Here is a 13449-nt window from a genome sequence, read left to right on the forward strand (position 1 = left end):
CCGTCAGTTGCGCGCGAAATTGCGGCGGAACGACCGGCCGACGATCGCTTCCGCCCGGTTGAACACGCGGTTCGACAAGCCCGTCATCAGCAGATACAACGCACCGCCCGCGACGAAGAATACGAAGTATTGGTGCGTCGAATTGGCGGCGATCTGGCTCGTGCGGAGCAGCTCGGCAAGACCGGTGACCGAGATCAGTGCGGAGTCCTTCAGGCTCAGTTGCCACACGTTGCCGATACCGGGCAACGCGAAGCGCAGCACCTGCGGAACGAGGATGCGCCACAGCACCATCGCGCGCGGCATGCCGATCGAGCGTGCCGCCTCGAGCTCGCCTTTCGAGACGGCGAGCACCGCCGCGCGATAGACCTCGGCCTGATAGGCGCCCGAGATCATCCCGACCGCGAGCGCGCCGATCACGAACGGCGGCACGCCGATGAACCCTTCCGCGCCGAACCACTGGCCGACGGTCGTCACGAGCGTCGAGCCGCCGAAGTAGAACAGATAGATGACGAGCAGTTCGGGCACGCCGCGAAATACCGTCGTATACAGATCGCCGAGCAGGCGGGCGGTGCGGTAGCGCGACAGCTTCGCGGCCGCGATCGCCGCGCCGATCGCCGCGCCGACCGCGAGCGCGGCAAGCGTCAGCGCGACCGTCATCAGCGCGGCGAGCAGCAGCACACCGCCCCAGCCTTCGGGTCCGAAGCCGAGCATTTCAAGAATCGCCATGCGTGCCTCCCGGCATGCGTTGAGTGAATCCGCTGGATGCGTGCCGCCGCGCGCCGTTCGACGAACTTACGCGGCGGCCGAACGCGCGCTTACGGCGTGACGTCGGTCTTGAACCACTTGTCGGCGAGCTTCTTCACGGTGCCGTCCGCGAGCGCCGCGGCGATCGCCGTATCGAACTTCGTCTTCAGGTCGGCATCCTGCTTGCGAAACGCGAGCCCCTCGCCCGGCCCCCAGATCGGGCCGCCGAGCTTCGGCCCCGCGAGCACGATCGATGCGTTGTCCTTCTTCGCGTTGTTCGCCGCGTAGTACGTGACATCGTCGAACGAGGCATCGATGCGCCCGGCGACCAGATCGAGATCGCGTTCCGGCGACGTCTTGTACACGCGGATCGACGCGATGTCCTTGAAGCTGTCGTTGATGAACTTCGTGTAGACGGTGCCCGACTGGATCCCGATCGTCTTGCCCTTCAATTGCTTGCGCAGCGTGTCGACGGTGGGCTTGTCCGCGTTGGCGTCACCCGTCAGCTTGACGATCGGCGCGCCGGGCGCGGCCTTCGGCAGGATCTTCGTATCGGTGACGGCGAACGTCGCCGGCGTCGCCGCATACGGACGCGAGAACAGCAGGATCTTTTCGCGCTCCGGCGTGATGGAGATCGCATCCATCAGGATATCGAACTTGCCGGCCTGCAGGCCGGGAATCATCCCGTCCCAGTCCTGCGCGACCATGTTGCACTGCACCTTGATGCGCTCGCACACGTTGGCGAGCAGTTCCGGTTCGAAACCGCCCAGCTTGCCGCCCGGCAGCGTGAGGTTCCACGGCGCGTAGCCGCCTTCGAGCGCGACCGTCACCGTCTTCCATTCCTTTGCCTGCACCGGTGCCGCAAGCGTTGCCGCCGCTGCCGCGATGACGCCGATCGTCCTGATTGCCCATTTGATGCGCTTGCCGTTCACGAGCTTTCTCCTTGCGTTGAGGTTCGCCATCCCTTCGGTGCCAGCAAGCCGCCTCAGGAATTTGTCTATACAAGCATGCAAGAAGAAAAACAGCGAGACAAGCAGCGATCAATAAAAACCGGGGAAACGCGGGAAATCCCCTAATTAAAGGGCTCTGACGTGCCTCGTTGCAGGGAATTTCGGCACACGTTTGGTGCAGCTCGGCAGGCCGAATCGCAAGGATGACTAGACAAATTCTGAATTCGATCGCCAGGTGGGTCACGTCGTTTGCGTTTCTCGCCCGCGTCGATGTCCGCCGGTTCGTCCGGGACGGATGGCTGTATCCGCCGCCTCATCGCGACGTTCTCGTCGAGGCGGCGCATCGACGGCTGCACGATCGTGCAGTCGTCGTGAAGCGTGACGATCGCGTCGTCGCCGTCGCGGGCGATCTCGTTGCCCGCCTTCGCGCTCACGCCGAGCCCCGTGAACGGCTGCGAGCACTCGACATCCATCGAGCGCGCGACGACCGACTCCGTGATCTCGACGAACTTCCGCCGCACCGGCGCGGCTTGCGTCGGAAACGCCGCGACATCGTCGCGCGCGACGGCGCCCGCGTGCAGCGGGAAGCGCGCGGCGCTGTCGAGCACGGCCTGGCCCCCGAGCGAGCGGTGAACGGCTGTACGATCCTCGGCGAATGGGCTCGTCGATGTCGGCGGGACGCCGCGAGCCACGCGCGGTATCGATCCTACGGCGACTGCGGCGCATCGCGCAGCACGGTCCGCAGCGCCGTATCGAACGGCGTCGCGTAATCGATCCCGAGCGCGCGCACGCGCGCCGCGTCCAGATGGCAGTCGTACGGGCGCGGCGTCGCGTCGGTCGGCTGGTCGATCGGCGCGAGCGACGCGGCGATGCCGAGCGCGGCAGCGATGCGCTGCGCGATCTCGTACTTCGTCATCGGCTCCTCGCTCGACCAGTGGCGGATCCCCGTGACGGTTTCACCCGCGAGATGACGCAGCGTCAGGTCGCGGATGACCTGCGCGACGTCGGGCGTATAGGTCGGGTAACGAATCGCCCATGCGTCCATGTCGACCGCATCGGCGCCCGGTCGCGCCGACGCGACGACGGCCGGCGCGAGGCTCGTGACGGCCGATTCGCGCCAGTCGGCGATCGGGCCGAAGAGCAGCGGCAGGCGCAGCACGCACGACAGCGGCGACGCGGCGAGGAGCGCGGCCTCGCCTTCCAGCTTGGTACGGCCGTATATGTTCAGCGGATTCGGGATCGCGTCTTCGCGGTAGGGGGCGGCCCGGCCGTCGAAGACGTAGTCGGTCGAGATGCCGAGCGTCCAGGCGCCGTATCGCGCGGCGAGCGTGCCGATGCGGGCCGGTGCGGTGACGTTGATCGCGCGGGCCGCGGCCGGGTCGCGTTCGCAGACGTCGGGGGCGGCGCTCGGCGGCGCAGAGAATCACCGCTGCGGGTCGGTGGATTTCAAAAACGCGTTCGAGCGACGGCTGGTCGAGAACATCGAGTTCGGCGATGTTCTCGGCTGGCAATGCGAGCAGCTTCGCGCCGGCGGTTTGCGGGTTCCGGATGGTGGCGAGCAACGTCAGCGACGGTTCGCGGAACAAAGACGCGGCGACCGCGCGGCCCAGCAGGCCCGAGGCGCCGATGAGGAGGACGGTTTTGCGTACCGACGATCGATTTGGCATGGTGGCGATGAATCACGGAAACGCGTGGATTATCGGGCTTATTGGATGACATGAGCGGCTCGCGTCCGGTCGGGAGCAGGATCGACTCCGTTCTTCGCCACGTTCTTCGTCCATTTCACGGCGGCCAACGGCTTCGTGCAGTGCGCGATCGGCGATGCGGATTCCGGCCGCGAACGAATGCGCTGCGCGCCGCGCTTCGGCACACGCCCTCACTCCACCGTCGCCCGCAAAAACAAAACCCGGCACGCGTACGCGCACCGGGCTCCCGATACCGAACGGAAACGCCGTCCCGCGTTACTTCCGGTCTACGGAATACCGCCCCGGCCCGACCAACGCGAGCAACAACAGCCCGCCGATGATGCTCACGTTCTTGTAGAAGTTGATCATCGCCATGTACTGCTCCATCCCCTGCAGCGCCCAGTAGCGATGGCCGATCAGCGCGGTCGCGAGCGTATAGGCGGCGAACGCCAGTGCGAGCGGACGCGTATAGAAACCGATCGCGATCAGCACGCCGCCCACCAGTTCGACCGCCACCGCGATCGCGGCCGCCAGCTCGGGCGCCGGGTTCCCCGTCGACGCCATATACGCGACCGTGCCCGAGAAACCGTTCAGCTTCTGCCAGCCGAACAGCACGAACAGGATCATCATCAGTACGCGAGCCGCCAGCAGCAGCTCGTCCTTCTTCGACTCCAGCGAAACGTAACGCATAGCAATCACCCTTGAATTGACGGTTTGATGCATCCGGTGCCGCGGCGCGCCCAATCGGCACACCATGACGGCTACGGACCACTCTTCGCTCGATCGGACGGCAAGCCACGCGGACTGCCGCCGAAGAATCGTCCGGCGACGCCGCGAGTGGCGGCGGGTTCGGGATCGGTTCTGGCGAAGCACGGGTGCAGTCTACTGTCCCGTCGCAAATCATCAATCCGTCAAAATATGATTCGCTGTCTCGAATGAGTTGACAATCACGGAAGGCCGCCCCGTTATGCGATGCCTGGGCGGCCATGCAAACCGCCGGCCTCCCTGTTTCGGCAACACGAAAGATGCTCGTTTCTTTACGTTACGGGAATCGGCGATATTTTCGAATTGAACTGGAACGCAGTCATCAAAACGGCGCATTGCGCCAGTGATTCATCCGCGTCCGATAGCACGCAACGCCTCAATTCATCCGTCATTCCTGTTAATCGCCCGTTTTACCCGCACCCCTCGTTTCATTTTTCGAGTTCAAGAACATGGCACCCGAAATTCTCTTCCCGACAGAAACGCCTGGAATCCACCATCACACGTCTCGTCCACCTGCCGTTCAGCGAAATCGACGAAAGAGCATGTCGCCAAACATTCCTGCCTTCGCAAACTTCTACTCCGCCTAAAATCCCTTAATAAATACGACAAATATTATGTGCTGAGAGGAAACGGCACGCATTTACAGCACGCTCCGCACTTTCCACTCATCCATTCACGATCCTCCCAGGAATCTTTACAAAAAACGACTAATTAATACCGATTTGAGAATACGATAGCGCACCGATTCGTTCGTCCGTTTTCCCGACACTTCCGCAATCCACGCCCCGCGCCATACGAGAAAGCGGCATGCACGCGAATCGCCATGCGCGCCGCCCCGGTCGCCGCGGGCCGGCTCGACCGCCGTTTGCCACTGAATCGTCTTTCAACCGGAGCTCACCCATGCCAACGAATACGCCCGTCAACAGCGGCGCGAACGCGAACAGCCTGATGCAACAGGCGGCGCAATCGATCATCAACGGCTCGACCGGCAATCCGGCGATGGACGTCGGCTCGCTCGTCAAGACGCTCGTGAACGCGAAAACGGCCGGGCGGGCCGCGATGCTCGCCGCTTCGCAAACGAACGGCAACACGCGGATCTCCGCGTTCGGCGCGTTGTCGTCGGCGCTCGGCGCGCTGGAGGCGGGCCTGACGCCGCTGAAGAATGGCGCACTGCAGTCGACGTTCAACGCCGTCGCGAGCGGCAAGGGCCTGACGGCGACAGCCGGCGCGGGCGCGGTCGCCGGCACCTACACGGTTGGCGTCACACAGATCGCGACCGCGCAGGCGCTGTCGTCCGCCGGCTTCAACGGCAGCAAGGCGCTCGGCACCGGCACGCTGACGCTGTCGCTCGGCAGCCAGTCGTTCAAGGTCGAAATCGGCAGCGCCAACAACACGCTGGCGGGCGTCGCGGCGGCAATCAACGGCGCGTCGGGCAACCCGGGAATCACCGCGACGGTCATCAACGGCACGGATGGCGCGCACCTCGTGCTCGCTTCGTCGAAAACGGGCGCGGCGAATGCGATCAGCGTCGCGGTCGGCAACGTGTCCAACGATGGCGGCCTGTCGAATCTCGGCGTCAGGTCGACGGTCGCCCCGTCCGGCGGCGCGTCGACGATCGATTCGGCGAACGGCGCGGCCGCCTGGCGGCAAAGCGCCGTCGCGCAGGATGCGAAGTTCACGCTCAACGGGATCGCATCGACCAGCGCGAGCAACGCCGTGTCGGGCGTGCTGACCGGCATCACGCTGAACCTGTCGGCGGCCGCGGTCGGCGCGACCGATACGCAGACGCTGACGATCAGCACCGACACGAAGTCGCAGGCCGCGACGATCACGCATTTCGTGAGTCTGTACAACACGGTCGTCAAGACGATGGGCGCGCTGTCGAGCTACACGGCAGGCGCAAGCTCGCAGGGCGCGCTGATCGGCGATTCGACGCTGAACACGATCCGCAACGCGCTGGCGTCGATCGTCGCGCGCGGGGTGGACAGCGGCGGCGTCGCCGAGAAGGGCAACGGACACGCGAACCTGTTGTCGATCGGCATCAAGCTCGAGCGAGACGGCACGCTGAACGTCGACGGCGCGAAGCTCGACAGCGCGCTGTCCGCCAATCCGTCCGGGGTCGCGCGCCTGTTCAATCCGGAGAGCGGGATCGGCACGCGCCTGGCCGAGCAGGTCACGCAGTTCACGAAGAAGAACGGGATGATCGACGTGCGCACGACCGCACTGAGCGCCGATCTGAAACGTGTTGCGCAACAGCAGTCGGATCTGTCCGACTATGCCGTGCAACTGACCAGGCAGTATCAGGCGCAATTCACCGCGCTCAACACGCTGATGACCCGGATGAACACCCACTCGCAATACCTGACGCGATTGTTTGGCGGTGCGAATAGTAGTGGCACGCTGTCCAGGAAGTAAGCAGGTCGCGCGGTGCATGCGGCCTCGAGACATCGTTCACGCCTGGCAGCGCACCAGCGCCCGCCGGCTTCGCCTCGTCGCGGCCGGCAACCGGCCCGCAGTCGTCCTTGAAACAGGCACGCGTCAGCCGAGACCTTCGACGCGGTCGGCGAACCAATCGATTGCACGCGATACCCGACGCCCGAAATAGCCGGCGCGTTCGTGCTCGTACGCGCGCAGCAGCGACGTGCATTCGCGCTCGGCCCAGCGCCACACCGGGCCCTGCTTGGCGAATACCGGATGGTCGTGCAATTCGGCAGGTACCGTGTGCTCGTCTTCCCAGCCCCAGAAATAGGCCTGGTAGGCACGCGCGAACGGCATGCCCAGCTGGTTCGCAACGGCCTCGTCGTGGCGCAGCGTGAAGTCGACGATCTCCTTGCGCGTGCGCCCGCCCACGTCGTCGTGGTGCGCTTCGACCCAGCAGTGATACCGCGCGAGTTGCGACAGATGCCGCGCGGTGCGGCGCCGCGCGCGCGTCGTGCACAGTGCATACAGGTTGCCGCCGCCGAAATCCATCACCTCGCCGCCCGCGAACGGCCGATAAGGCTTCCCGGTCAGCAGCGTCAACACCTGCGCGCCGACGATCGCATAGTCGGCGCAGCGCATGTAGCCGCTGCGCGTCGTCGCCTCCGACACGCTCCGATGCACGACCTCGTCGATCACGGCGCGCAGCATGGCATCAACCGGCGCCGCCAGGATCGGCGGCTGGCTTGTCGTCGTCACGTGTTGCATGGGCGAATGCGGCTTCAGCGGTTCGTCGGTAAAAATCACTCCGCGGCATGGTATTACGAACCGCTACGACGGACGGGCGCGGAATTGCGCAGATTTGTGCGCTTTTCTCGCCGTGTGAGAAAACATGTCGACGGTCCGCCAGACATCGTCGATGCGACGCGCGGCAGGATGGCCGGACGAGCGTCGACACCGCGCTCGCGGATCGCGGGCGGTTCGAGTTCGTGACGTCGTGAATGCCGCCGAATGACGGCCGGACGGCGCGGCGGCACGTGTTGCCGCCATCGACGGGATCGGGAGTAGCGACGATTTCGCCGCAATCGCATGCATCGCGCAACGCGGATCGTTTCAGCAGAAGCCGGCGTGCCGGCCGCACGCACGGCACGGCACGGCACGCGATGCGATCGCACGCCGCGCTGCCGGCGCGGCGCGCAAGAAATAGCGGGCCAGCGCCCCGCTTACTGCATCACGTCGATCGGCAGCGTCTTGTCGAGCGTGTCGTGCCACGCGTTGATCGTCTTCGGCACGGTTTTCTTCCACGCGGGCACGTTCGAGTAGTAACGCATCCGGACGTGGTTCTTTGCATCGAACACGAGCAGCCCGATCCACAGATCGGTGCCGCGGCGCATCACGATCGCCGCGTTCGTCGTCGCGATACCGCGTACCCAGTACGACGTCACGTGCGCGCCGAGGCCGTCGAGATCCTTCTCGTCGGCGCTGACGTTGACCATGTCGACGAGCGTCTGATAATCGGCACCGAGCAGCTCGTGCGCGATCGCGTTCTGCCGCGCGTCGGCGACGACCTTGAGGCTCAGCAGGTCGGCTTTCGGTTGGGCCTGCGACTGCGCGGCGGCCACGTAGTTGCCCGCGTACGTCACGCCCGCACCCGCGCCGCAATCGAAATCGGCGCCCTGTTGCGTGACGCGAATGCGCCCGCCCTTCCGGTCGAAGTCGAGCCGGCACTTGTCCTGGCGGAAGACGCCGCTGTCGCCGTGCAGCACGATGTCGCCGTCGAGGCCGCCGGTATTCGCGCCGTTGTTGGCGCTCAGCTCGAAATGCAGGCGCGGCACCGTGCCGGTGAACGTCAGCACGCCGCCGACCGATGGGTTGTCGCTCGTCAGGTACCACGTCTGCTGCCAGCGGTCGGCGGCGAGCGGCGTGCCGTTCAGGCTCGCGAGCCGTTCGCGGTAGCGGTCGCCGAGGCATGACGCGTCGCTGCCGCACTGGTCGCGCTGCTTGAGCCACTTCAACTGCGCGGCCTTCGGCGCGGCCGTATCGCCGCCCTTCGCGAGCGTCCTCTTCCACGCGGCCGACAGATCGCCGTCGAGCTTCGATAATGCGGGGTTCGCGCAGATCGTCTTCTCGGTGGGCGATGCGGCCTTCCCGCAGTCGAAGCCGGCCGCCTGCGCGGCGACAGGCACCAGCATCAGCAGCGCGGCCGCCGCGATGAATGGCAACGGCGTGCGCGGCATTTCACATGCAGACATCGCGGCTTGGCCGCGCGCATTCGGTCGGTTCTCGGTGGTCATCGGCTTGATCGTCGCTGGGTCGCGCGCCTGTAGAAGCTACCTGCACGCGACACTCGAGGTAAAAACGGCCGGCCCGGCATGCAGCGCATGCCGCCGCCCGCCGAAGCGTAACCCGGATGCGCGACGCCGATCAATCGACGTTCGATGTCGTCGCAACCATGTCGGCGGCGGTGCCGCGGTGCACGATACCGTCGCGCAACGCAGCTTTCGTCGCGCGACCGACGATCCCGATGAACACGATCGCCCGAGCGCCGTCACGCCCGGTCGGCCCGTCGTCTTCCATCGACCGGAGCCGGATGCGCCGCGCGGCGACCTGCCCCACGCGTGCCGCAATCGCACTCGCCGCATCGGCCATACACGGCGCCTTCGCGCGCAGGACGAGACGAGCCGGCAATGACGTCAGCCGTCGAACGGCACCAGCTCGTAACTCGTGCTCCGCCCACCGGACGCCGAGCGACGCAACATGCCCTGCTCGACGAGCTCCGTGATATCGCGCAGCGCCGTGTCTTGCGAGCATTTCGCGAGAGCGGCCCACTTGGTGGTCGTCAGCTTCCCTTCGAAGCCGTCGAGCAAGCGATTCATGACCTTGACCTGGCGTTCGTTCATCGCGACGCCCGCGCATCGCTGCCAGAAGCGCGCCTTGATCAGCACCGCATCGAGTGTCGTGTGCGCGTGATCGATGGCCTGGCCCAGCGTGTTCAGAAACCACGCGAGCCACTCCGTGACGTCGAGCGAACCGCGCTGCGTGCGCTCCAGCGCGTCGTAATACGCGTTGCGCTCGCGCTGGATCTGCGCGGACAGGCTGTAGAAACGCTGCGGGCTTCGGTCCGCGCGTGCCAGAACCAGATCGCCGAGCGCGCGCGCGATGCGACCGTTGCCGTCGTCGAACGGGTGCAGCGTGACGAACCACAGGTGGGCCAGGCCGGCCCGGATCAGCAAGGGCTCGGCCGGCGGCGCGTTGAACCACGCGAGAAAGCGCCCGATCTCGTGCGTCAGGCGGGTGGCCGGCGGCGCCTCGAAATGCACGTGCTGCCGGCCGATCGGCCCGGAGACCACCTGCATCGGCCCGCTCGCATCCGAGCGCCACCCGCCGCCCGTGATCCGCGACAGCCCCGAATAGCCGGTCGGGAACAGCGCGGCATGCCATCCGAACAACCGCGCTTCGGTGACCGGTGCGGTTGCATGGGTCGTCGCATCCAGCACCATGTCGACGACGCCTTCGACGTGGCGATCGACCGGCGCGAGCGCGCCGATGTCGACGCCGAGCCGGCGCGCGATCGACGACCGGACCGACGCGACATTCAGGTTCTCGCCTTCGATCGCGCTGGTCTTGACGACGTCATCCGTCAGCGCGGCCAGGCTCGCTTCGTCGCGCAACGCCAGGCCGACATCCGCCAGTCGGCCGGCCAGCATGCCTTGCGCACGGCTGACGTCGGCGAGCGGCGTGGCGAGGGTCGGAAGATCGAAGCGCCATGCCGGCCAGTCGGCCGATTCCCAGATATAGGTGTAATCTCCGCTCATGATGCGGAGATTATCCACCGATACACCGCACGACTCAACAATCTCCGCATATTTTGCGGAGATTAATCGCCTCATTCACCGCAAAGCGGCCGGCTACCGTACCCGGCCCGCCCCGCTCGCGTCCGTCGGCGCCGGCTGCCCGAGCCGCTCCGCGAGAAACCCGATGAACGTGCGCAGCGTGACGAACCCCTCCCGGTGCTGCGGAAACACGGCGTTGAGCGTGATCGGCGGCGGCGCGTACGCGTCGAGCACCGGCACGAGCGCACCGCTGTCGAGCGCCGCGCCGACGATGAAGTGCGGCAGCAGCGCGATGCCGAGCCCCGCGATCGCGGCGTCGCGCACCACTTCGCCGTTGTTCGCGACGAGCGGCCCCTGCACGTCGAACGTGCGCGCCGCGCCGTCGACGCGGAATTCCCAGCCGACCCGCCGCTCGCGTCCGTACAGCACGCAGGTATGGCCGGCCAGATCGGTCGGCGTCTGCGGCGCGCCATGCCGCTTCAGGTAGGCGGGGCTCGCGCACGCGATCATCCGCCACGCGCCGAGCGGTCGTGCGATCAGCGTCGAATCCTCGAGCGAGCCGATCCGCAGCACGAGGTCGAAGCCCTCGCCGATCAGGTCAACGCGCCGGTCGGTCAGGTCGAGGTTCAGCCGCACGGCCGGGTGCGCGGACAGGAATTCGGCGATCAGCGGCGACACGTGCGTGATCCCGAACGACAGCGGCGCGCTGATCTTCAGCGAGCCATGCAGCTCGGTGCTGCGCACCGACATTGCCTGCTCGGCGTCGGCGATCTCCGCGAGGATGCGCTGCGCGCGCACATAAAACTCCTGCCCCGACTCGGTCACCGCGAGATTGCGGGTATTGCGATGCAGAAGCCGCACGCCGAGCGACGCCTCCAGCGCCATCGTGCGGCGACTGACGAACTGCTTGGACAGCATCAGCTGGTCGGCCGCCGCCGTGAAACTGCCTGCGTCGACGGTCGCGACGAAGATCCTCAGGTCGTTGAGTTCCATATTGTCCACTCCATAGCGACAGTCATTATCTTTACAGCGATTTATTTGTCAAATCGATTGACCTAAGATTCATCTCAACGAACGGCCGGGCCCACTTCCGAGGTCCGGCGACTTGAAGGAAAAAATCATGATCGACATCCGTGCAGCAAACCAACGCGGCCGTGCGGAGCATGGCTGGCTCAGCTCCCGTCATACGTTCTCGTTCGCGAATTACTACGATCCGAAGCAAGTCGGCTTCTCCGATCTGCTCGTGATCAACGACGACCGCGTCGCCCCGGGCCGCGGCTTCGGCACGCACCCGCACCGCGACATGGAAATCCTGTCGTACGTGCTCGAAGGCGCGCTCGAACACAAGGACTCGATGGGCACCGGTTCGGTGATCGTGCCGGGCGACGTGCAACTGATGAGCGCGGGCACGGGCGTGCGCCACAGCGAGTTCAACCACTCGCCGGACGCGCCGGTCCACTTCCTGCAGATCTGGGTCGGGCCGGCCGAAAAGGGCGCCGAGCCGCGTTATCAGCAGACGAATGTCGCGGCCGACGACAAGCGCGGCAAGCTCGCCCTCGTCGTGTCGCCGAACGGCGACGCCGGTTCGCTGAAGATCCGCCAGGACACGCGGATTTACGCGGGCCTGTTCGACGGCGACGAAAGCACTACGCTGGAACTTGATCCGAACCGCTTCGCTTACGTGCATGTGGCGCGCGGCAGCGTGACGGTCAACGGCGTGACGCTCGGCGAAGGCGACGGCGCGCGCATCCGCGGCGAGCAGGCGCTGACGATCGCGAACGGCAAGGATGCCGAAGTGCTGGTGTTCGACCTGCGTCCGGTCGAAGTGACGGCCGAATGGGCGTGATGCCCGTTCGGGAAACCGGGCCCCGCTGACCGCGGGGCCCCTTTAATCGGAGATTCGCAACATGGCCAAGGTTCTCGTTCTTTACTACTCGTCCTACGGGCACGTCGAAACGATGGCGCAGCACGTCGTGGACGGCGCGAAATCGGTGCCCGGCGTCGAGGTCACGCTCAAGCGCGTGCCGGAAACGATCCCCGTCGACCAGGCCCGCGCGATCGGCGTGAAGGTCGACCAGGCCGCGCCGGTCGCCACGGTGGACGAACTCGCCGACTACGATGCGATCATCTTCGGCACGCCGACCCGCTTCGGCAACATGGCCGGCCAGATGCGCACGTTCCTCGACCAGACCGGCGGCCTGTGGATGAAAGGCGCACTCGTCGGCAAGATCGGCAGCGTGTTCGCGTCGACCGGCACCCAGCACGGCGGCCAGGAAACGACGATCACGTCGTTCCACACGACGCTGCTGCATCACGGGATGGTGATCGTGGGCGTGCCGTATGCGTGCAGCGGGCTCGTCAACATGAACGAAATCACCGGCGGCACGCCGTACGGCGCGACCACGCTCGCGGGTACGGACGGCAGCCGCCAGCCGAGCGCGAACGAACTCGACATCGCGCGCTACCAGGGCAAGCACGTGGCGGAACTCGCGAGCAAGCTCGCGTCGTAACGCGGCGGCTCCGCGGCCCCGCAGTTCCGCACATGAACGAACGGCGCCGGGTCGACCGGCGCCGTTCGTCCTGTGCAACGCGTTCGACCGTTACTGGCCCGAAGCCGGTGCGGCCGGCGCCGCCTTCGTCGCGGGCGCCTTTTGCACGGCGTTCTGCGGATAGTTGCTCTGGTCGTTGGTCAACCGGTAGCCGCTGCCGGTGCCGATCGCCTTCAGGTCCGACGCGTGCCGCGCGCGGGCCGCCTTGCGTGCCGCTTTCTTCTGCGCCTTGTCGAGCTGCTTCTGCGCCGGCGCGGACGCCGGGTCCTGCGCATATGCCGCCGGCGCGGCGGTCAACAACAGACCGAACGACGCCGCTACCGCTACTGCCACCGAAACCACGCGAGACTGCTTCATGGCCGATCTCCTTGTCGATTGTTGAGTGTGGGTCGGACACCGGCGTGCACGCGACGGCTTGCGACAACGGCGCCGATGCAACGTTAGCCGATCGCTGTGCAAATGTCCTTGGGCGTTCCTGAATTCTCCTGATAACGCCGACGATACA

At 66.0% G+C, this 13449-nt stretch carries 13 protein-coding genes and 1 pseudogene; 3 read left to right on the forward strand and 11 right to left on the reverse strand.

From position 1 onward, the window contains the following. Window positions 1-3: 3 nt before the first annotated feature. From WS95_RS25905 to WS95_RS25925, 5 genes and pseudogenes are all read right to left on the reverse strand, one after another. Window positions 4-726, reverse strand: coding sequence for an ABC transporter permease (locus tag WS95_RS25905; RefSeq protein ID WP_059826870.1), 723 nt, complete (start codon window positions 724-726; stop codon window positions 4-6). 89 nt (window positions 727-815) lie between these two features. Further along, the gene (locus WS95_RS25910) at window positions 816-1676 is read right to left on the reverse strand and encodes a transporter substrate-binding domain-containing protein (protein ID WP_050016577.1); all 861 of its coding nucleotides are present in this window, start codon (window positions 1674-1676) and stop codon (window positions 816-818) included. 140 nt (window positions 1677-1816) lie between these two features. Next, window positions 1817-2302, reverse strand: coding sequence for a hypothetical protein (locus WS95_RS35915; protein WP_257139949.1), 486 nt, complete (start codon window positions 2300-2302; stop codon window positions 1817-1819). A gap of 98 nt (window positions 2303-2400) precedes the next feature. Beyond that, window positions 2401-3361 (reverse strand): annotated as a pseudogene (locus WS95_RS25920) (dTDP-4-dehydrorhamnose reductase family protein). Between the two features lie 294 nt (window positions 3362-3655). Continuing rightward, on the reverse strand, window positions 3656-4069 hold the full coding sequence (locus WS95_RS25925) for a DoxX family protein (protein WP_059781932.1): 414 nt from the start codon (window positions 4067-4069) through the stop codon (window positions 3656-3658). A gap of 975 nt (window positions 4070-5044) precedes the next feature. On the opposite strand from WS95_RS25925, the gene fliD reads away from it, so the two are divergent. Next, window positions 5045-6559 (forward strand): flagellar filament capping protein FliD, encoded by a 1515-nt coding sequence (fliD, locus tag WS95_RS25930; protein ID WP_059826873.1) that lies wholly within the window; start codon window positions 5045-5047, stop codon window positions 6557-6559. A 123-nt stretch (window positions 6560-6682) separates the two neighbouring features. Here the strand turns inward: fliD and WS95_RS25935 are convergent, their stop codons facing one another. From WS95_RS25935 to WS95_RS25955, 5 genes are all read right to left on the reverse strand, one after another. Then, the gene (locus WS95_RS25935; RefSeq protein WP_059826954.1) at window positions 6683-7330 is read right to left on the reverse strand and encodes a hypothetical protein; all 648 of its coding nucleotides are present in this window, start codon (window positions 7328-7330) and stop codon (window positions 6683-6685) included. 455 nt (window positions 7331-7785) lie between these two features. Next, a complete protein-coding gene (locus WS95_RS25940) occupies window positions 7786-8799 on the reverse strand; it encodes a lysozyme inhibitor LprI family protein (RefSeq protein ID WP_063890183.1) in 1014 nt (337 codons plus the stop codon). A gap of 187 nt (window positions 8800-8986) precedes the next feature. Continuing rightward, window positions 8987-9211, reverse strand: a complete 225-nt coding sequence (locus tag WS95_RS25945; protein ID WP_034208886.1) for a hypothetical protein — start codon at window positions 9209-9211, stop codon at window positions 8987-8989. A gap of 44 nt (window positions 9212-9255) precedes the next feature. Further along, on the reverse strand, window positions 9256-10377 hold the full coding sequence (locus tag WS95_RS25950; RefSeq protein ID WP_218921606.1) for a Fic family protein: 1122 nt from the start codon (window positions 10375-10377) through the stop codon (window positions 9256-9258). 93 nt (window positions 10378-10470) lie between these two features. Then, the gene (locus WS95_RS25955; protein WP_059826875.1) at window positions 10471-11388 is read right to left on the reverse strand and encodes a LysR family transcriptional regulator; all 918 of its coding nucleotides are present in this window, start codon (window positions 11386-11388) and stop codon (window positions 10471-10473) included. Between the two features lie 127 nt (window positions 11389-11515). Here WS95_RS25955 and WS95_RS25960 point away from each other — a divergent pair, with 127 nt between their 5' ends. Both WS95_RS25960 and wrbA read left to right on the forward strand, forming a co-directional pair. Next, the gene (locus tag WS95_RS25960) at window positions 11516-12241 is read left to right on the forward strand and encodes a pirin family protein (RefSeq protein WP_034208884.1); all 726 of its coding nucleotides are present in this window, start codon (window positions 11516-11518) and stop codon (window positions 12239-12241) included. A 61-nt stretch (window positions 12242-12302) separates the two neighbouring features. Further along, window positions 12303-12905, forward strand: a complete 603-nt coding sequence (gene wrbA / locus WS95_RS25965) for an NAD(P)H:quinone oxidoreductase (RefSeq protein ID WP_059826877.1) — start codon at window positions 12303-12305, stop codon at window positions 12903-12905. Between the two features lie 90 nt (window positions 12906-12995). Here wrbA and WS95_RS25970 read toward each other — a convergent pair whose 3' ends face one another. Next, a complete protein-coding gene (locus tag WS95_RS25970; protein WP_059826878.1) occupies window positions 12996-13301 on the reverse strand; it encodes a hypothetical protein in 306 nt (101 codons plus the stop codon). Between the last annotated feature and the right edge of the window lie 148 nt (window positions 13302-13449).

It is taken from the genome of Burkholderia sp. MSMB1826 (assembly GCF_001526325.1).
In the GTDB taxonomy this organism is placed as follows: domain Bacteria; phylum Pseudomonadota; class Gammaproteobacteria; order Burkholderiales; family Burkholderiaceae; genus Burkholderia.